The organism is Burkholderia sp. 572, assembly GCF_040545135.1.
GTDB classification, from domain to species: Bacteria; Pseudomonadota; Gammaproteobacteria; order Burkholderiales; family Burkholderiaceae; genus Burkholderia; species Burkholderia cepacia.
Map to the genome: position 1 here is coordinate 34,646 of NZ_JBEPLH010000029.1, position 19,151 is coordinate 53,796.

At 70.5% G+C, this 19,151-nt stretch carries 13 protein-coding genes; 4 read left to right on the plus strand and 9 right to left on the minus strand.

From position 1 onward, the window contains the following. The first annotated feature begins 42 nt into the window (after positions 1-42). Positions 43-1,014: an MBL fold metallo-hydrolase gene (locus tag ABIC51_RS35590; RefSeq protein ID WP_404842234.1), complete on the plus strand. Its 972-nt coding sequence runs from the start codon at positions 43-45 to the stop codon at positions 1,012-1,014. Between the two features lie 81 nt (positions 1,015-1,095). On the opposite strand, the gene ABIC51_RS35595 is transcribed toward ABIC51_RS35590, so the two are convergent. Further along, positions 1,096-2,010 (minus strand): helix-turn-helix domain-containing protein, encoded by a 915-nt coding sequence (locus ABIC51_RS35595; protein WP_027792615.1) that lies wholly within the window; start codon positions 2,008-2,010, stop codon positions 1,096-1,098. Between the two features lie 411 nt (positions 2,011-2,421). Between ABIC51_RS35595 and ABIC51_RS35600 the strand changes: the two genes are divergently transcribed. The 3 genes from ABIC51_RS35600 to ABIC51_RS35610 all read left to right on the plus strand — a co-directional run bounded on the left by ABIC51_RS35600 (position 2,422) and on the right by ABIC51_RS35610 (position 8,154). After that, positions 2,422-5,328, plus strand: a complete 2,907-nt coding sequence (locus ABIC51_RS35600) for an ATP-binding protein (RefSeq protein WP_175900707.1) — start codon at positions 2,422-2,424, stop codon at positions 5,326-5,328. 164 nt (positions 5,329-5,492) lie between these two features. Beyond that, positions 5,493-7,376 (plus strand): amidohydrolase, encoded by a 1,884-nt coding sequence (locus ABIC51_RS35605; RefSeq protein WP_354006945.1) that lies wholly within the window; start codon positions 5,493-5,495, stop codon positions 7,374-7,376. Positions 7,377-7,482: 106 nt separating this feature from the next. After that, the gene (locus ABIC51_RS35610) at positions 7,483-8,154 is read left to right on the plus strand and encodes an HD domain-containing protein (protein WP_021158258.1); all 672 of its coding nucleotides are present in this window, start codon (positions 7,483-7,485) and stop codon (positions 8,152-8,154) included. Positions 8,155-8,233: 79 nt separating this feature from the next. On the opposite strand, the gene ABIC51_RS35615 is transcribed toward ABIC51_RS35610, so the two are convergent. The 8 genes from ABIC51_RS35615 to ABIC51_RS35650 form a co-directional block, all read right to left on the minus strand. After that, complete coding sequence (locus ABIC51_RS35615; protein WP_059693326.1) at positions 8,234-9,346, minus strand: alkene reductase; 1,113 nt, start codon at positions 9,344-9,346, stop codon at positions 8,234-8,236. 171 nt (positions 9,347-9,517) lie between these two features. Then, positions 9,518-10,735: an MFS transporter gene (locus ABIC51_RS35620; RefSeq protein ID WP_027792620.1), complete on the minus strand. Its 1,218-nt coding sequence runs from the start codon at positions 10,733-10,735 to the stop codon at positions 9,518-9,520. Between the two features lie 531 nt (positions 10,736-11,266). Next, complete coding sequence (locus tag ABIC51_RS35625; protein WP_027792621.1) at positions 11,267-12,184, minus strand: LysR family transcriptional regulator; 918 nt, start codon at positions 12,182-12,184, stop codon at positions 11,267-11,269. Between the two features lie 75 nt (positions 12,185-12,259). Further along, entirely contained in the window at positions 12,260-14,521 is a 2,262-nt protein-coding gene (locus ABIC51_RS35630; RefSeq protein WP_119338724.1) for a xanthine dehydrogenase family protein molybdopterin-binding subunit, read from the minus strand. After that, positions 14,521-15,021 (minus strand): (2Fe-2S)-binding protein, encoded by a 501-nt coding sequence (locus tag ABIC51_RS35635; protein WP_027792623.1) that lies wholly within the window; start codon positions 15,019-15,021, stop codon positions 14,521-14,523. Before ABIC51_RS35635 ends, ABIC51_RS35630 begins: the two co-directional genes overlap by 1 nt. After that, positions 15,018-16,298, minus strand: coding sequence for a c-type cytochrome (locus ABIC51_RS35640; RefSeq protein ID WP_060084568.1), 1,281 nt, complete (start codon positions 16,296-16,298; stop codon positions 15,018-15,020). The genes ABIC51_RS35635 and ABIC51_RS35640 overlap by 4 nt, the downstream gene beginning before the upstream one ends. Positions 16,299-16,709: 411 nt before the next feature. Further along, complete coding sequence (locus ABIC51_RS35645) at positions 16,710-17,834, minus strand: FAD binding domain-containing protein (protein ID WP_175854799.1); 1,125 nt, start codon at positions 17,832-17,834, stop codon at positions 16,710-16,712. A 167-nt stretch (positions 17,835-18,001) separates the two neighbouring features. Continuing rightward, positions 18,002-19,138, minus strand: coding sequence for an amidohydrolase family protein (locus tag ABIC51_RS35650; protein WP_354006946.1), 1,137 nt, complete (start codon positions 19,136-19,138; stop codon positions 18,002-18,004). Positions 19,139-19,151: the final 13 nt, after the last annotated feature.

Consider the following 19,151-nt stretch of genomic DNA (forward strand, 5'->3'; position numbering starts at 1 on the left):
GGCAACGCGCGCGATATCTCGATACGCAACCGGGGAGCGGACATGAAGAACCTGAACTGGCGTACCGGCGGCATGCTGGTCATCGCGTGGTGCTTCGGCATCCTCGCATCGGCCGCGTGTGCGGCCGGACCGGGCGGCGCGGATCAGGCGCCCGGCTTCTATCGGCAGCAGCTCGGCAGCCTGCGGATCGTCGCGCTGTCCGACGGCACGCATCCGTTTCCGGTCGATACGGTGTTCCGCGACATCTCGAAGGACGACATCCGGCGCGATCTCGACCGCGCGTTTCTCGAGCCGCCCGTGCAGGGCTCGATCAATGCGTTCCTCGTCGATACCGGCACGAAGCGGATCCTCGTCGATTCCGGGGCCGGCGTGCTGTACGGCGATTGCTGCGGCAAGCTGCTCGCGAACCTGCGTGCGGCCGGTTATGCGCCGGAGCAGATCGACGAGGTGCTGCTCACGCACCTGCACAAGGATCATGTCGGCGGCATCGTGACGAACGGCAGGATGACCTTCCCGAACGCGGTGGTGCGCGTGAACGAGATCGAAGCGAACTACTGGCTCGATCCGGACAACAAGGCACAGGCGCCGGCGTTCCTCGCGTCGTTCTTCGATGCGGCTGCCGCGTCGGTCGCGCCGTACGTCGCGGCGGGCCGCTTCAGGACGTTTCGCGGCGAAGCGACGCTCGCGCCCGGCATTCGCGCGGTGCCGATGCCTGGCCATACGCCGGGCCATACCGCGTACCTGATCGAGAGCGGCGACGCCGGGCTGCTCGCGTGGGGCGACATCGTGCACGTCGCGGCGATCCAGCTGCAGGACCCGGACGCGACGGTCCAGTACGACAGCGATGCGGACGCGGCGCGCCGCACCCGGCGCGATACGCTGAAGCGCGTCGCGGACAAGCGTTACCTCGTCGGCGCCGCGCACATCGCGTTTCCCGGGCTCGGGCATTTGCGCAGGGACGGGGAGCAGTACGACTGGGTGCCGGTCAATTACGACGCGACGCCGCTCCGGTGAGCGACGGGCGATGTGCGCCGTGACGTGCCGTGTCGTGCAGTGAGGTGCGGGGCGCGCGCGTAGCGGTGGCGCGCGGCCGCGTCAGCGCGTCAGTTCGCGCCGCCAGGCGCCGGGCGGATGGCCGACGATGCGCGCGAACACGCGGTTCAGGTGGCTCTGGTCCGCGAAGCCGCAGGCGGCCGCGATTTCCGCGAGCGACATGTCGGTCGTCTCGATCAGTTGCCGCGCGCGGATCACGCGCTGTTCGAGCAGCCATTGATGCGGCGTGCGCCCCGTCGTGCGCGAGAACGCTCGAATGAAATAGCCGCGCGACAGATCGCACTCGCGCGCGACTTCCTCGATCGACACGCCGAGATCGGCCTTCTCCATCAGCAGCTCTTTCGCGAGCGCCGTCTTCGCCGGCGACAGCAGGCCCTTGTGCTGCAGGTCGCGCGCATCCGCGTTGCCGTACTGGCGCGCGAGATGCGCGCCGATCGCGAGCCCCATCTGCTCGACGAACAGCGCGTTCAGCACGCCGGGCTCGTCGAGGCTGTCGGCCACCGCGTGCGCGAGATGTCCCAGCACTTCGTCCTGTACGTCGGGCGCGCAGGTCAGGCCGCCGATTTCGGTGCCGTCGTGCTCGCGGCCGAGGCCGTCGAGATACGCGTGCGACAGCTCGACCAGCAGGAAGTCGAACTTGCCGTACAGGTCGGCACGAAAATTCCGGGAGAAGTCGCGAATGTAGATCGAGTTGTGCTGGAACCGCCGCTCGGAGCGGGATTGGCCGGTGCCGCCGTAGATCGTGCGCCGGTGCCCGCCGTTGAGCGACACGCCGATCAGGAAGCCGCGATCGCTGGCCGCCATCTCGATGCGCTCGAAGTGCTCGTCGCGCATGCATTTGCGATGGAGCGTGAGCCCGCCGACCGGGCGTTCGATGTCCTTGGACAGCAGGCTCGACAGGCAGCCGAGCGTGTCTTTCGGCCGTGCGGCCGGGGACGCGACGAGGGAATCTGGCATGGCGGAACAATCCTTCGATGGGGGGCGGCGCGCGAACATATTTACGCGAAGTTTAAACGGTGCACTCGACCGGCCCAAGTTAACTTGAATAAATGTCCACTTGCTGACGAAATGCTTGCCAGCGGCCCGACCCGCGCCGCGCCGGCCTCGACGGGCACGCGAGCGCGCCGCCATGGCCAACGCGGGGGCGATGTCACCCCATTTTCATTCGGCGCGGCGCCCACCCACGGGCGCGCCGGTGGGCGGGAGGCCAGCGCATTTTCCTTCAAGATTTTTGTTAATTCGGTGTTTACACTCAGTCCACATTTTGAGACTTTGCGCCCGGCCGGCAGCGCTGGACGGGTGTGCATTCCCGCCCTGGTGAACGGCCGTGTTCACATGGCGGTCATCGTGGGGAACCTGGAGGCGGCCATGATCCAGATCGGGACGTTGTCGGTGGATTTCGAGCAGCGTGACATTCGCCACCACGGCGCGTCGCTGCGTATCGGCGCACGCGCGCTTGACATACTTGAAGTGCTGCATCGCGCCAACGGTTCCGTCGTGTCGAAGGACGACATCATGGATGCCGTGTGGCCGGGCCTGATCGTCGAGGAAAACCGGTTGCAGGTTCACGTCGCGACGCTGCGCAAGGCGCTGGGCGCGGACCGCGACCTGATCAAGACGGTGCCGGGCCGCGGCTACCTGCTGATCGCGCCTCCCGCCGTCGCGCACGAGGCCGCGCCGCGCGCGGCCGCGTTGCCGGCCGACCCCGTCGCGGCGGCCCGCCCGGTTTCGCTCGTCGGGCGTCAGGCGGAGATCGGGCAGATCGTCGACATGATCGAAAGCGCACCGGTCGTCACGCTCGTCGGGGCAGGCGGCATCGGCAAGACGAGCCTGGCCGGCCGCGTCGCCCACGAGCTGCGCGAGCGGTCCGGCGAACGCGTGCTGTTCGTCGCGCTCGCGAGCGCCGCGACGCGCGACGACGTGCTGCTCGCGATCGCCGCGGAACTCGGCCTCGAGACCGACGGCGTGCCGGGCATCGACCGGATCGCCGGAGCGTTCGCCGCGTCGCCGGCCCTGATCGTGCTCGACAACGCGGAACACGTCGTCGATCTGGTGGCCGATCTCGTCGATACGCTGACGTCGCGCGCGCCGTCGCTGCGCGTGCTCGCGACGAGCCGCGAACCCCTGCATATCTCGGCCGAAGCCGTGTTTCGCGTGAGCCCGCTGGCGGTGCCGGACAGCGACGCGCCGCTCGACGAGATCGTGCGTCATTCGGCCGTCGAGCTGTTCCTCGCGCGGATCCGCGCCGCCACGCCCGACTGCGCGGTCGATGCGGCCGGCATCCGGCTGATCGGCGACATCTGCCGGCGCCTGGACGGGCTGCCGCTCGCGATCGAGCTGGCTGCCGCGCGCGTCGCGACGCTCGGGCTCGAGGCCGTCGCCGCGCGTCTGGACGACCGGCTGAACCTGCTGACCGGCGGGCTGCGATCGGCGCTGCCGCGCCACCAGACGTTGCGGGCGACGTTCGACTGGAGCTACGTGCTGCTGGATGCGGCCGCGCGCTCGCTGTTTCGCCGGATGGCGTGCTTCACCGGCCCGTTCACGTTCGATGCCGCGCGCGAAGTCGCGATGGATCCCGGGATGTCGGCCGCCGAGACGATCGCGGTGCTCGGCGAACTGGTCGCGAAGTCGCTGGTGACCGTCGAGTTCCACGGCGCGCACGCGCGTTACCGGTTGACGGAATCGACGCGCGCGTATGCGCTCGAGAAACTGCGCAACGAAGGCGAATTCGACCTCGTCGCCGAGCGTCATGCGTGCTACGAGCGCGGGCAGGGGGAGGCGCGGATGCAGGCGCCGGCGCCGGCCGCGGATCTCGCGAGCCCGCGTGTCGCCGCGGACGCACCGGCGCCGGCGCCGCGCGAGCCCGTCGCGGTCGAGCCGCGAGGGCACGAAGCGGACGCACTGGCGCTCGCGTTGCTGGAACCGGCGCGGATGCGCGAATGCGCGCATCCGGCGCGGCGGGCGCTCGACGCGATCGAGGCCGCTGGAACCGGCGATACCGGCGGCATCGACGCGGCACGCGAGCTGCGCCTGCGCGCCGCCTACGCGACGGCGCTGCTGCATACCGACGGCGATACGCACGCGGCGGCCGCGATGTGGGACCGGACGCTCGTGCTCGCGGGCCGGATCGGCGACGAGGCGTTCGACGCGTGCGCGCTGGTCGGGCTGTGGAACACGATGCTGACGCGCTCCGACATCCACGAATCGCTGCGCTACGCGACGCGCTTCGAGCGCGCGGCCGAACGGCGCGGCGACCGGCCGCAGCGGCTGCTGGCGAACGCGATGGTCGCGACGTCGCTGCATTACTTCGGCGAACACGCGCAGGCCCGCGAGCGGCTGGAGGCCGCGACCGCCGGGCTGGCTGTGGCCGGCGAACCGTCCTGCGCGGAAGCCGCGCTCGGGGTCGACGTCGCGACGCTCGGCCGCACGATGCTGATGCGGCTCGTCTGGATGCAGGGCGATCCGGAATACGCGATGCGGCTGGCCGCGCAGGCGGTCGAATCCGCGCGCCGCACCGGGTCGGGGCTGGCGCTGTGCGTCGTGCTCGGCGCCGCGGCCGTGCCGATCGCGCTGCGCTACGGCGATCACGACGTGATTTCCGACTATCTCGGCACGCTGCGCTCGACCGCGGAGGCGAACGGGTTCGACATCTGGCTCAGCCACGCGGAAGGCCTCGCCGGGCAGTTCGACATGCAGGCCGGGCATCCCGGCGCCGGTCTCGCGCGGCTCGAACCCGCGCTGCGGCGCATCGAGGCGAGCGGGTTCCGGCGCCTGCTCGCGCCGCTGGTCGTCGCGTACGCGGAAGGGCTGACGCGCACCGGCCGCGCGGCCGAGGCATGCGTGAAACTCGACGCGACGCTCGCGCGCTGCCGCGCGCACGGCGAGCACCTGTTCGTGCCGGAACTGCTGCGCGTCCGGGGGCTCGCTATGCTCGAGCAGGCCCGCACCGCGGAGCCCGATGCCGCGCTCGCGTACGAAGTCGAAGGGCACCGGCATCTGCTGACCGGGATCCATACCGCGAACGGGCAAGGCGCCGCGATGTGGGCGCTGCGCGGCACGCTCGATCTCGCCGATCACCTGATCGAGCGCGGGCGGACGGGCCAGGCGTCGTCGCTGGTGGCGAACCTGTCGGGGCATTTCGATCCGCAATCGCGCGCGTTCGACGTGCGCCGGCTCGCGCGCCTGCAGAACTTCGTGCGCCCGGAGCCGGCACTGCCGGCGGGCCGGTCGCGCATGCGGCACGAGGCGGCGGATGCGATGCAGCAGGTGGCGTAACGGCATGCCCGGTTCGCGCAGGACGACACCGCGCCATCGCGCCGCGGCCCGTCGGTCCGATCGTTCAATGTTCAAGGGGGAGTGGATGGTCCGTGTATCGTCGAACCGGAGGCAGGCGGCATGCGGCCGCGTGCCGGCTCACGGCACAAGCGGAGGGCCTGACGGTGCTTAGGGCGACGGCATCCGCCGCGGCGGCGGACCTCATCGTATGCAACGGCAAGATCGCGACGCAGGACGACCGGCAGTCGTTCGTGACCGCGCTCGCCGTGAAGGACGGCCGGATCCTCGCGGCCGGCAGCGGGCACGACGTGATGCGGCATGCGCATGCCGGCACGCAGTGCATCGACCTGAACGGCCGCACCGTGATCCCGGGGCTGAACGATTCGCACCTGCACATGATCCGCGGCGGCCTGAACTTCAACCTGGAACTGCGCTGGGACGGCGTGCCGACGCTGGCCGACGCGCTCGCGATGCTGCGTCGCCAGGTGCTGCGCACGCCCGCGCCGCACTGGGTGCGCGTGGTCGGCGGCTGGACCGAATTCCAGTTCGCCGAAAAGCGCGGGCCGACGGCGGCCGAACTGAACGAGATCGCGCCCGACACGCCGGTCTTCATCATGCACCTGGGCGACAGCGCGCTGCTGAACGCGGCCGCGCTGCGCGCGATCGGCTACGGCCGCGACACGTCGAACCCGCCCGGCGGCGAGATCCAGCGCGATCGCCTCGGCCGGCCGACCGGCCTGCTGATCGCGCGCCCGGACATGGCCGTGCTGCACGAGGCGCTCGAACGGGCCCCGAAGCTCGGCCACGACGACCAGATGAATTCGATGCGGCATTTCATGCGCGAGCTGAACCGGCTCGGCGTGACGAGCGCGATCGACGCGGGCGGCGATTTCCAGGCCTTTCCGGACGACTACGGCGCGATCCTGGCACTCGCGCGGCGCGGCGAAATGACCGTGCGCGTTGCGTATAGCCTGTTCGTGCAGCATGCGGGGCGGGAGCTCGACGACTACGCGCGCTGGGTGACGCTCGCGAAACCCGGCGACGGCGACGCGTTCCTGCGGATGAACGGCGCCGGCGAGCTGCTGGTGTATTCGGCCGCCGATTTCGGCAATTTTCTCGAACCGCGCCCCGATCTGCCGGCGGCGCTGGAGGCCGAACTGGCCGCGGTGGTACGGCTGCTGGTGCGGCACCGCTGGCCGTTCCGGCTGCATGCGACCTACGACGAATCGATCGGCCGCTTCCTGAACGTGCTCGAAGCCGTGAACCTCGAGACGCCGTTCGACGGCCTGCGCTGGTTCTTCGATCACTGCGAGACGATCACCGATGCCAACATCGCGCGCATCGCCGCGCTCGGCGGCGGCGTGACGGTCCAGCACCGAATGGCGTTCCAGGGCGAGTACTTCATCGCGCGTTACGGCGCGCAAGCCGCGATGCGCACGCCGCCAATCCGCGCGATGCTGGCGGCCGGGCTGCCGGTCGGCGCGGGCACCGACGCAACGCGCATCGCGAGCTACAACCCGTTCGTGTCGCTGTACTGGATGGTGTCGGGACGCACGGTCGGCGGCACGGCGCTGTATCCGGAGCGCAACCGGCTCGGCCGGATGGAGGCGCTGCGCTGCTATACGGTCGGCAGCGCGTGGTTTTCCGGCGAGGACGACTGCAAGGGCGCGCTGGTGCCCGGCCACTACGCCGATTTCGCGGTGCTGACGGACGACTACTTCACGATCGACGAAGCGCGGATCACGTCGCTGTCGTCGGTGCTGACGGTCGTCGGCGGCAGGATCGTGCATGCGGACGACGAGTTCGCGTCGCTCGCACCGCCGCCGCCGGCGGTCAGCCCCGCGTGGTCGCCGGTCGCCGAATTCGGCGGTGCGGGCCGGCGTCGTTCGGCCGAGTCGGCTTCGCTGCGCGCCGCGGCCGACGCGGGCCTGCCGGCGGCCGGTGCCGCGCGCGGGCTCGGGCGCGCGTTCGTGCAGCGCCTGCATGCGGCCGCGATGGAAACCGCCGAGCAGTGCGAAGCATCGGGTTACCCCGGTTTCGCGTACTAGGCCGACGCCGTACCGGCCGCCAACGTGCCCGCGCCGGCTGCGTCGGCGCGGGCCGCGCGAGGCATGGACAATTTTCCGCCCCCGGCGAGGGGCAGAAGGAGACGAGATGAGTTCTGCGCACACGTGCGCGTCGGCCGATGACGAAGTCGCCGGTGTCCGCATTCCGCGGACGCCGATGGCGATCGAAGCGGCCGAAGCAGCCCGCGCGTCGCTGCCGCGGGCGATCACCGGGCATGCGAGCCGGGTGTTCGTGCTTGCGTCGCTGGCCGCGCAGCGTGCCGGCGAGACCTGCGATGCCGATGCGCTTTACGTGGCCGCGATGTACGCGAACATGGGACTGAGCACCGCGTATGGCCGCTCGGCCGCGCGCTACGAGCTCGACAGCGCCGATGCCGCCGATACGTTCCTGCTGCGCCACCAGACGTCGCAGCGCCTGCGCGACGACGTGTGGCACGCGATCGCGCTGCATACGACGCCCGGCGTGGCCGCGCGCGTGTCGCCGCTCGCGCGCGTGCTGGCGGCCGCCGTCTCGACCGACCTGATGGCCACCGATTTCGACGCGTATTCGGCCGACGAGCGGCGCGCGCTGCTCGCCGCCTACCCGCGCGGCGAAGGCTTCGGCGACGCGTTCCTCGATGCGGTCGCGCGCGGCGTCGCGCACCGGCCGGCGTCGACGTTCGGCACGTGGAGCGCCGACGTGCTCGAACGCGCCGATCCGGATTTCCACCGGCTGAATTTCTGCGGGCGCGTGCTCGGCGCGCGCTGGCAGGACGCCTGACGGCGTCCTGCGGGTTCCGGCTGGTTCGGGCGGCGTGAGCCGGGTGCACAGGCGCTCGCGCGCCTGCGCACCCGGGCGCTTACGCACTCACGCCCGCCGCATCGTGACGCGCATAGTCGACGTAGCCCGCGCGGTCGCCGCCGTACCAGCCGACCGCCTTCGGCGCGGCGAGCGGTGCGTTCGCCGCGAGGCGTTCGACCAGATCGGGGTTCGCGATGTACGCACGCGCGAACGCGACGAGATCGGCGTCGCCCGCGTCGATCAGCGCATTCGCGGCATCCGGCGCGATGCCGCCGTTGACGATCAGCGTGCCGCCGAAATGCTTGCGCGTGTTCGCGACGATGCGCGGCAGGTCGGGCTCGCCGCTCCAGCCGTTGGTGTCCGCCGCGTGCACATAGGCGACGCCGGCTTCGTCGAGCATGCGGCCGACGTACGCGTACGTCGTATCCGGATCCGCGTCACGCACGTTGTTGTATTTCGCGTACGGCGAGATGCGCACGCCCACGCGGCTGAGCGGCATCACGGCGCCGACGGCGTCGACGATCTCCTCGAGGAAGCGCGCGCGGTTCGCGACCGAGCCGCCGTATCGGTCGTCGCGGCGGTTCAGCGTCGACGACAGGAACTGGTGCGGCAGGTAGCCGTTGGCCGCGTGGATCTCGACGCCGTCGAAGCCGGCCGCCATCGCGCGTACGGCCGCGTCGCGGAATTCGTCGACCGTGTCGGCCACCTCGTCCGTCGTCATCGCGCGCGACGGCGTCGCGTGAATCTTCGTGTAATAGCCGTTCTGCAACTGCGCCCACACCTGCAACTGCTCGAGATCGTCGTTGACGCCGGACGGCGACAGCGGCGCGTCGCCGCCGAGCAGCGTCAGCGAGCTCACGCGGCCGCCATGCCACAACTGCGCGAAGATCCGGCCGCCGTTCGCATGCACGGCGTCCGTGACCTGCTTCCAGCCGGCCGCCTGCTCGTCGGTGACGAGCCCCGGCGTCAGTTCGAACGAGGCGGACGCCGGGCTGACGTTGGTCGCCTCGGTGACGATCAGGCCGGCGGACGCGCGCTGCGCGTAGTACTCGGCCATCAGTTCGGTCGGCTGGCCGCGCGACGGCGCGCGCGAGCGCGTCATCGGCCCCATCACGACACGGTTGGGAAGCGGCAGGCCGCGCAGGTCGTAGTGGCTGAGCAGGGAAGACATGATGGATTCCTTTTTGCGTGAGGCAGGGCGGCGCCGCGTGTCGCGTGGTGGCGACCGGTCGGGCGGCGGGCCCTGCGGAGAGTTCGGGAAAGACGGGGGTAACGTGCCGGCAGCGTTCCGGCGCGCGAGCGGCCCGGAGGGCGCCGCGCGTGAACCGGTGCCGGCGCCGGTTCAGGACTGGGCGTGGCGTCGTGCGTGCGGACGCCCGATCGCGAGGTAGTGGGCGAGCGCGACGACCGGGAACGCGCCGGCCACCGCGGCCACGAGCGGCCAGCCGCCGTGTTCGTACAGCGGGCTCGCGAGCGCGGAGCCGATCGCGCCGCCGACGAAGATGCTCGTCATGTACAGCGCGTTCAGCCGGTTGCGGCTTGCCGCGTGCAGCGCATAGATCTCGCGCTGGCCGAGCACCATGTTCATCTGCACCGCGAAGTCGAGCACGATGCCGGTGACGACGAGGCCGTACAGGCCGGCGCCGTGGATCAGCGCGACCGCGTACGACAGCGCGCCGGCGACCAGCGCGATCAGCGTCGCCCGCACGCCGTGGCCGGCATCGGCGAGGCGGCCGGCGACCGGGGCCGACGTCGCGCCGATCGCCCCGACCAGCGCGAACAGGCCGATGGCCGATTGCGACAGCCCGTAGTGGCGCGTGAGCTCGACCGGCACGGCGGTCCAGAACAGGCTGAACGACGCGAACATCAGGCCCTGGTAGAACGCGCGATGGCGCAGCACCGGCATCGTGCGGACCAGGTGCAGCAGCGAGCCGATCAGCTCGAAATAGGTCGCGCGATGATCGGGCTGGCGCGACGGGATCGTCAGCGCGAGCACGGCGGTCACGAGCGTCATCAGCACCGCGGCGGCCGCGAACACGAAGCGCCAGCCGAACGCGTCGGCCACCACGCTCGACAGCGGGCGCGCGAGCAGGATGCCGAGCAGCAGCCCGCCCATGATCGTGCCGACCACGCGGCCGCGCGAATGATCGGGCGCGAGGTGCGCGGCGAGCGGCACCAGGATCTGCACCGCGACCGAGCTGAAGCCGATCAGCAGCGAGATCGCGAGGAACAGCCCGGGCGTCTGCACGACGGCGGCCGCCGCGAGGCTCGCGATCGACACGACGGCCGTGACGATCATCAGCTTGCGGTTCTCGAGCAGGTCGCCGAGCGGCACGATGAAGAACAGGCCGAACGCATAGCCGATCTGCGTCAGCGACACGATCAGGCTCGCGGTTGCGCCGGACATGTGCAGGCTGGGCGCGATGAGTTCGGTGATCGGCTGCGCGTAGTACAGGTTCGCGACGATCGCGCCGCAACTGAACGCGAACAGCAGGATGAGGCCCTGCGTGAGCTTGGCTGCGTGCCCGTGGGCCGCGAGCGGGGTGGATTCTGCTGACATGGTCGACTCCTTCGAAAGAGATGTCGGGTGCCCGGTCGTCGGGCGGGCGTGATGGGATACGGGTGTTCGGTTGTTCCGGTGTTCGCCGCGGTGAAACGCAAGCCGCCGCATTGCCGTCAAGGTTATTGATCGAGCGATAACAAGAGAATACGGCCGGCGCGCAATCGAGCTTTGCGTGCCACGCAAAGGGGTCGGAGCGTGTGCGGATTCATGTGAGGGGGGCGAGGCCGAGACCGGTCGCGAGCCGCATGCCGGCGAGGGCGAGGGCGGCCGCTGCGATGCGGCGCGTGCGCGAACGCGGGGTCGAGGACATCGAAAACGTCCTGGACGGACGGGCCGGCGGTCGCGATCGTCATGTCGAGCCTCTCGAAACGGGCCTCCGGCGCGGATATCGCGGATCGCAAGGCCCCTGAGAGCAGTCTGGATCGGGCGGACTGAATAGTCCTAAACCGCGTCTTAATTCACTTGATCGATGCGGGGTGCGCGCGGGCGCGGCCGCGCGGTTTCAGCGACGGGCATCGACGGCGGGCGTCAGCGGCGCTGCCCCTGCAGCGTCGGAATCTGCGCGAACAGCCCGGCGAGCCAGTCGACGAACACCTTGAGCTTGACGGGCGTATGCCGGTTGGGCGGATACAGGATCGAGATCGGCCGCGGCGGCGTGTTGAAATCGGTCAGCACCTCGCGCAGGCGCCCCGATTGCAGGTACGGCTCGACCAGGTACAGCGAGGTCTTGATCAGGCCGATGCCGGCGAGGCCGCATGCGATGTAGGTGTCGGCATCGTTGACCGCGACGGTGCCGCACATCTGCATGATGCGCGTTTCGCCGTCGACCACGTAGTCCCACGGCCGCGGCCGGCCCGTATCGGCCGACATGTGGCTGACCGCGATGTGCTGCGTGAGATCGTCGACGGTTTCGGGCGCGCCGCAGCGCTCGAGATACGCGGGCGCCGCGCACGTGCAGGTGGTCAGGCTGCCGATCCGTTTCGCGACCAGCCCCGAGTCGTCGAGCGCACCGATGCGCACGACGCAATCGACGCCTTCGCCGACGAGGTCGATCTGCCGGTCGGTCACGCCGAGTTCGACCGAGATGCCCGGATGCGCGGCGAGAAACTCGGGCAGCGCGGGCACCATGATCTGCTTGGCCATCGCCGGCGGCAGGTTCACCTTCAGGCGGCCGCGCGGCACGTTGCGCGCCTGCGAGACGGCCGCCTCCATGTCGTCGATCTCGCGCAGCACGCCGACGCAGCGCTCGTAGTAGGCCTGTCCGTCCTCGGTCAGCGAGATCCGGCGGGTGGTGCGGTTCAGCAGCCGGCAGCCGAGATGCTGTTCGAGCGTGCTCAGCAGCGCGGAGACGCGCGGCGTCGTCAGCCCGGTCGTGTCGGACGCGCGCGTGAAGCTGCCCGTTTCGACGATGCGCGTGAACACGCGCATCGAAAGCAAGGTATCCATCGTTCGGAACTCTCCAGCCTGTTCGTTGCCTGCGCCGGTGCATGCCGGCGCGGCTTTTATGTCGAGGTACCGCCGCTACGCGTCGATGCGCTTCCTGAGCCCGTCGCCCGCGAACGGCATTTCGCGCATCCGCTGGCCCGTCGCATCGAAAATCGCGTTGGCCAGCGCGCCCGCGGTCGGCCCCATCGACGCCTCGGCCGCGCCGAGGAACGGCGCGCCCGGGCGGTTGATCAGGTGCACCTTGATGCTTTGCGGTGCCGTGCCGAAACGCAGGATCGGGTAGCTGCTCCAGTCGAAGCTGCGGATGCGCTGCGTATCGTATTTCAGCGCCTCGTACAGTGTCCAGCTCGCGGCCTGCACGATGCCGCCTTCGATCTGGTTGCGGATGCCGTCCGGCGACACGACCTGGCCCGCGTCGACGGCCACTTCCGCGCGCTCGAGCGTCACGTGGCCGGTTTCCGGCACGACCGTGATCTCGACCGCCATCGCGACGTAGGCCATCAGGTTCTTGTATTTGCCGAACGCGAAACCGACGCCGCGATTGCGTTCGCGCGGCGGCCGGGGCCAGCCGAATTTCGTCGCGGCGAGCTTGATCACCTGGCTCGCGCGGTGATCCTGCAAGTGCCGCAGCCGGAATTCGACCGGATCGACGCCGGCGGCGTGCGCCAGCTCGTCCATGAAGCTCTCGATCGCCCACACGTTGGTGTGCGCGCCGAGCGAGCGCATCGCCGAGGTCTGCAGCGGCATCGTCGGCGAGAAGTTGTTGACGATGTGCATGGTCGGCAGTGCGTACAGCGGGATCGCGTTGCGATCGCCGCCGCCCTCGGGCTGCAGCATCGGCGTCGACGGCGCGGGCACGAACGGCGGCTCGAGCATCCGCGCGGGCAGCAGCCGGCCCGCATTGACGATCCGTTCGTTGTGCGAGCTGCTCCACAGCGCGTAGTTCCAGTCGACGATATGGCCGCTCGCGTCGAGCGACGCGCTGAGCTCGGTGACCATCGCGGGCGTGAAGTGGTCCCACGTATGTTCCTGCTCGCGCATCCATTGCACGCGGATCGGCTTGCCGGGCAGCGCCGCCGCGATCAGTGCCGCATGCGCGGCCACGTCGTCCGCGCCGTTGTGCCCGTAGCAGCCGGAACCCTCGGTGTGGATGCAGCGCACGCTCGCCTTCGGCATCGACAGCATCTCGGCGAGCGCGTCGCGCAGCGGATACACGCCCTGCGAGTGGGTCCACACGGTCAGCATGCCGTTCTCGAGATGCGCGACCGAGCACGACGGCCCGATCGAGCCGTGCAGCAGGTAGTTCTTCAGGAACGTCGCGGACAGCGTCTTCGTGGCCGGCGCGGTGTTGCCCTTCGTGTTCGCGATCTCGATGCGCTGCGTCGCGATCCGCTTCAGGTCCTGATGCACGGTGCCGCGCTCGGGCAGCGCGCGGCCGGGCGACCAGCGGCTGCCGGCGGCCAGCGCGCGCTGCGCGACGACCGCCTGCCATTCGCCCTGCGCGACGACCGCGAGCATGCTGCCGTTGCGCACGATCCGCACCACGCCCGGCATCTTCAGGATCGCGGCTTCGTCGAACGACAGCAGCTTCGCGTCGTACACGGGCGGCATCACGACACGCGCGTGCAGCATGCCGGGCAGCTCCATGTCCTGCACGTAGCTGACGCCGCCCGTGACCTTGTTCGGAATGTCCACGCGCGGCAGCGACGTGCCGATCACCGAGAACGTGGCCGGCGGCTTCAGCGGCGACGTCGGCGTCGCGTTGCGGTGCAGGTCGACCGTGCGCACCGCGTCGCCGTAGCGCATCGTGCGGCCGTCCGGCGCCTTGATCACCGCGTCGGCGACGGTGAGCGTGCGCGCCTCGACGCCGAACTGTTTCGCCGCGCCGTCGACCAGCAGCCCGCGCACCTGCGCGGCCGCGTTCAGCAATGCGGAGCCGCTGTCGGCCATCGTGTGGCTGCCGGCCGTCAGGCCCTCGTCCGGCGACGCGCCGGTGTCGGCGGTCAGGAACGTGATCAGCGAGGGCTTCATGTTCAGCTCCTCGGCCGCCACCTGCAGCAGCGCGGTTCGCACGCCGGTGCCGAGCTCGACCTTGCCGGTGAACACGGTGACCTTGCCGTCGGGCGTGATCTTGATCCACGCGTCCAGCAGCGGGTTGGTCTTCAGGCTGCCGGCCAGCGTTTCGGTCGCCTTGGCGACGTGGACGGCGGCGCCTTCGTCCGCGATCACGAGCTGCGCGGCGGCACGCGTGACCGGCGCGAGGCTGAACGCGACGAAGAGCGCGCCGGAAACCATGAAGTGCCGGCGGCTTTCGTCGATGTCGTCGGGTGGGTTCATCAGAGTCCCTTGCTGATCATGACGGGCGCGGCGGCCGGCTCCGGGTCGGGCAGGCCGGCGACCTGGCGGATCGCCGCCAGGATCCGCATGTGCGTGCCGCAGCGGCACAGGTTCGGTTCCATCTGGGTGCGCAGTTCGTGTTCGGTGGGTTTCGGGTTGCGCTCGAGCAGCGCCTGCGCGCGCATGATCATGCCCGCGATGCAATACCCGCACTGCGCGGCCTGGTGATCGATGAACGCCTGCTGCAGCTTGCCCGGATGCCCGGCGGTGCCGAGGCTTTCGAGGGTCCGCACGCGGCGCTCGCCGAGCGCGGACACCGGAATCAGGCACGAGAACATCGGCTTGTCGTCGACGATCACGGTGCATGCGCCGCATTGCCCGAGGCCGCAGCCGAACTTCGCGCCGTGCAGGTGCAGGTCGTTGCGCAGCGCGTACAGCAGCGGCGTGGACGGATCGATGTCGAGCGTGTGCCGCACGCCGTTGACGGTGAGGGTGATCATCGCGCGCTGTCCTCCTTTCTGAGCTTCGCGGCCAGGGTGTCGACGCCGCTCCACGCGGGACGATCGGAATACGTTTCCCGCAGGTACGCGGCGAGGTCCGCGATCTGCGCGTCGTCGTACTGGTCGATGAACGACGGCATGTAGTTCAGCGTGTCTTCGCCGTGCCAGCCGATCCCGTTGAACATCATCTGGATCGCGTTGCGCGGCGTATCGGCGGCGACGGCCGTGCTGAATGCGAGCGTCGGCCGCTCGCCGATCGACTGCATCGGCGCTGCCGGCCCGTGGCACTGCGCGCACGACGCCTGGAACAGCACCGCGCCGCGCTGGCCGGCGGGCGTCGTCGGGCCGTGTCCGGCACCGGCCGTCGCGGGCCGGGCGGGCGCCGGCTTCTGGATCGACAGGATGTACGCGGCGATCGCCTCGACGTCTTCCTGCGGCACGGTCGCGAGATCGCGCGTGACGGGCAGCATCGGGCCGGCCGCCGCGCCGTGCTCGCTCGCGCGGCCGGTGCGCAGGTAGGTGACGAGCTGCGCCTGCGTCCACGGCTTGACCGCGCTGCCGAGCGCATTGAGCGGCGGCGCCTCCCAGCCGTCGACGATGCCGCCGTCGAACGCCTTGCCGGCCTGTTCGCCGCCGATCGCATTGAGCGGCGAATGGCATGACGCGCAGTGCCCGAGGCCGTCGACGAGCAGCTTGCCGCGATTCCATTGCGCGGATTGCGACGGGTCGGGCCGGTACGCGCCTTCGCGCAGGAACAGCACGTTCCAGAACGCGACCAGCGGCCGGAAGTTCAGCGGGAAGATCAGGTCGTTCGGCGGCGTTTTCGTCCGCACCGGTTCGCGGGTCATCAGGTACGCATAGGCGGCCGTGATGTCGTCGTCGGACATCCGCGTGAAGTGGATGTACGGAAATGCCGGGTAGAGCGGATGGCCGTCGCGGGCGATCCCGCTGCGCAGCGCGCGTGCGAACGCGTCGCGCGACCAGCGGCCGATGCCGGTGTCGGCATCCGGCGTGATGTTGGTCGCGTAGATCGTGCCGAACGGCGTTGCGAGCGGCAGCCCGCCGGCGAACGGCTTGCCGTCGTTCGCGGTGTGGCACACGACGCAATCGCCGAGCGCGACCACGCGCGCGCCGGCGCGAACGAGTTGCGGATCGAACGATGCGCGGGCGGGCGGATCGATCGGCGCGATCGACGGCTTGACCATGATGCCGATCGCGACCGCCAGGCCGACGACCGCGATGCCGGCCGCGCCGAACCAGAGTCGTTTGTGCTTCATGCGCGCTCCACGCGAACCGGTTCGCCGGCGATCGTTCGAGCGGCGGGGCAATGGCGCGGATGCCGGCCGCGCGCGACGGCGCGGGTTCGGCTGCCGCGGCACGCGGGGCAGGATGGAAGGTCGGGCTCGCGCGTGCAGGCGGCGGTCGTTCCGGTCGACGCGGCCGGATGACGGCGGCGCATCGCCGGGCGATCCGGCCATGGCGAGGCGGCCCGGTGGCAGCGGTTCGCGGCGGAGATCATGTCGTTGCTCCAGGTATGGGGAGGCCGCGCGGGCAATGACGCAATCGCGTCATCGTGTGCGAGGCGGATGATGGAGGGCAGTCTACGTGGGCGTCGGCGGCATTTCCTGAAACGGCGCTGAAACGTTCTGAACTCCGCCGCGACGCGGCCCGGCGCGGGCGCCGCCGCGTCAGCGCGGCGTGCCGAGGCCGAACGCCGCGGCCAGCTGCGGGCCCTTCTCGAGCAGCGACGTCACTTCGTCGCGCCGTCGCGCCGACCATTGCGCGAGGCGCGCGACGACGTCGGTCGCGTCCGCCGGCAGCGCTTCGGCGAGCGACACCGCATCGCTCGCGGCCTTCGACGTGCCCGATGCGGTGTGCGGGCGCACGGTGTACGCCGCATCGCCGATCAGCGCGACACGGCCATCGACGAACGCGGGGCTCAACGCATCGAAGATCGCCTGGTTGAACGGCATGCGCGTCGCGTGCACCAGTTGCGCGAGCAGGGCCGGCAGGCGTTCGCCGGCGAGTTGCCGCAGCGTCGCGACGACGTCGTCGGCGAGCTGCCCCGGATGCACGGACGCGTGATGGACGTGGCCGGCCCGATCGGTCAGGTGGTGGCGCAGCGCGTCGCGATCGGCTTCGTTGCGATACCACAGCCAGTTGAAGCGGCGCGTGCCCGGCACGAGCGAGCCGTCGAGCGCGGGAATCAGGAACGCCATGAACAGCTCGCCCGGCGCCTTGTGCAGCGTCATGTTCTCGACCAGCGGCGCGATCGACGCGGCGTCGAAATCCGCTTCGTCGACGATCCCGCGCCACGCGAGGTAACCGGCGAACGACGGCGCGTAACCGGGAAAGAGCTGCGCGCGCAGGGTCGAGCCGGCCCCGTCGGCGGCGATCAGCACGTCCGCGCGGAGGCGCTCGTCGCCGAGGTGGACGTCGACGCCGTCGGCGTCCTGGTCGAAGCCGGTGACCGTGCGGCCGTACCGGATGCGCCCGTGCGGCAGCGTTTCGCACAGCGAGCGGTAGACGGCGTCCCACGACGAAAACGGCAGCATCTCGGGCTCGTCGCGCGTGACGATGCCGTCGCGATCGATCCAGCGCCGCCGGTGTGTCGGCACGCTGATCGCGTGGCGGCAATGCCGGCCATGCTGTTCGAGAAACGCCATCATCCGGCGCAACACGGCCACGCCGCCGCCCTGGCCGCGCAGCGGCGACGGCGAGCGTTCGCAGACCGTCACGTCGTGTCCGACGCAGTCGAGCGTCAGCGCGGCCGCGAGACCGGCGATCGATCCGCCTGCAATGACTATCTTCATCGTGGGTGACTCCGGTGTGCGGCCGATGGCGTGCGCCCCGTCGGCCAGGCGTCGTGATGCACGGCGCCGCGCGCCTGCGGCCACGGCTGCTGCGGATCTTGCCATGTCCGGCCGCGGGCTGCGCCGACGGTGCAAGCGCGGCGGGCAGGCCGCCGCGCCCCGGCCTGCTAGATCCGCAGCAGCTTGCCCGCATTGCCGCCGAGGATCATCGCGCGCTGCCGCGCGCTCAGGTCGACACGGTCGAGAAAGCGCACCGGCTGCTCGTAGCCCATGTCGAAACAGTAGTCGCTGCCGAGCACGAGCCGGTCCACGCCGACGTTCTCGATCAGGAAGTTCAGCACGGGACCCGAATGCGACACCGTGTCATAGCTGAAGCGCCGCAGGTAGCTGCTGGGCTTCTGCGCGAGCCGGCGCGTTTCGGGCCGCACGGTCCAGCCCGCGTCGAGGCGCCCGACGAGGATCGGCAGCGCGCCGCCCGCGTGCGGCAACGTGATCTCCAGCGTCGGGTAGCGGTCGAGCACGCCGCCGAGGATCAGGTGCGAGCCTGCGATCGCGGTATCGAACGGGTTGCCGAGCAGGTTGCTGAGGTAGAAATCGCCGAGCCGCGCGCCGCCGACCGTCTGCTGCGGATGCAGGAACACCGGCAGGCCCAGCTGCTCGATGCGGGCGAACACGGGCGCGAACAGCGGATCGTCGAGATCGCGGTTGTCGATGTTGGTGCCCATGTACACGCCGCGCACACCCGGCAATTGCGCGGCGCGTTCGAGCTCGTCGATCGCGTCGGCTGCGTTCAGCATCGGCAGCGTCGCGAGCACGACGAAACGCGTCGGGTGCCGCTGGTAGACGCGCGACGCCGACGCATTCCAGTCGCGCGCGAGCTTCGCGTTGAACGGCCGGTCGCCCCAGTACGCCATCGGCACGCTGAGCGACAGCGCCTGCACGTCGACGCCGGACGCATCCATGTCCTTGAGCCGCGCATCGATGTCGATGAACTTCATCGGCAGCGGGCCGAGGCCGCCGGCGGGCGTGCGGAACGTGAACGACGTGTCGTCGCACACGAACGAGCCGCCGAAGCGCTTGCCTTCGCCGCCGACCAGGTCGCAGAAGCTCTCCGGGTAGTAATGCGCGTGGATGTCGATCGAGCGCGGACGGTGCGGCGGCGGCGCGGCCGGGGTGCCGGCGCTGCCGGCGGCCGACGCGGACTGTCCGGCGACGGCGGTGCCCGCGAACGCGGCAAGCGCGCCGAGCAGGCGGCGGCGTCCCGGCGACGGGCAGCAGGTGCAATTCAGCATGGTGTCTCTCATGGTGTATCGAGGG

What these genes read in the sequence shown, in the direction of transcription:
- ABIC51_RS35590 (WP_404842234.1), top strand. Translation starts at nt 43, where the DNA reads ATGAAGAACCTGAACTGGCGTACCGGCGGCATGCTGGTCATCGCGTGG.
- ABIC51_RS35595 (WP_027792615.1), bottom strand. Translation starts at nt 2,010, where the DNA reads ATGCCAGATTCCCTCGTCGCGTCCCCGGCCGCACGGCCGAAAGACACG.
- ABIC51_RS35600 (WP_175900707.1), top strand. Translation starts at nt 2,422, where the DNA reads ATGATCCAGATCGGGACGTTGTCGGTGGATTTCGAGCAGCGTGACATT.
- ABIC51_RS35610 (WP_021158258.1), top strand. Translation starts at nt 7,483, where the DNA reads ATGAGTTCTGCGCACACGTGCGCGTCGGCCGATGACGAAGTCGCCGGT.
- ABIC51_RS35615 (WP_059693326.1), bottom strand. Translation starts at nt 9,346, where the DNA reads ATGTCTTCCCTGCTCAGCCACTACGACCTGCGCGGCCTGCCGCTTCCC.
- ABIC51_RS35620 (WP_027792620.1), bottom strand. Translation starts at nt 10,735, where the DNA reads ATGTCAGCAGAATCCACCCCGCTCGCGGCCCACGGGCACGCAGCCAAG.
- ABIC51_RS35625 (WP_027792621.1), bottom strand. Translation starts at nt 12,184, where the DNA reads ATGGATACCTTGCTTTCGATGCGCGTGTTCACGCGCATCGTCGAAACG.
- ABIC51_RS35630 (WP_119338724.1), bottom strand. Translation starts at nt 14,521, where the DNA reads ATGAACCCACCCGACGACATCGACGAAAGCCGCCGGCACTTCATGGTT.
- ABIC51_RS35635 (WP_027792623.1), bottom strand. Translation starts at nt 15,021, where the DNA reads ATGATCACCCTCACCGTCAACGGCGTGCGGCACACGCTCGACATCGAT.
- ABIC51_RS35640 (WP_060084568.1), bottom strand. Translation starts at nt 16,298, where the DNA reads ATGAAGCACAAACGACTCTGGTTCGGCGCGGCCGGCATCGCGGTCGTC.
- ABIC51_RS35645 (WP_175854799.1), bottom strand. Translation starts at nt 17,834, where the DNA reads ATGAAGATAGTCATTGCAGGCGGATCGATCGCCGGTCTCGCGGCCGCG.
- ABIC51_RS35650 (WP_354006946.1), bottom strand. Translation starts at nt 19,138, where the DNA reads ATGAGAGACACCATGCTGAATTGCACCTGCTGCCCGTCGCCGGGACGC.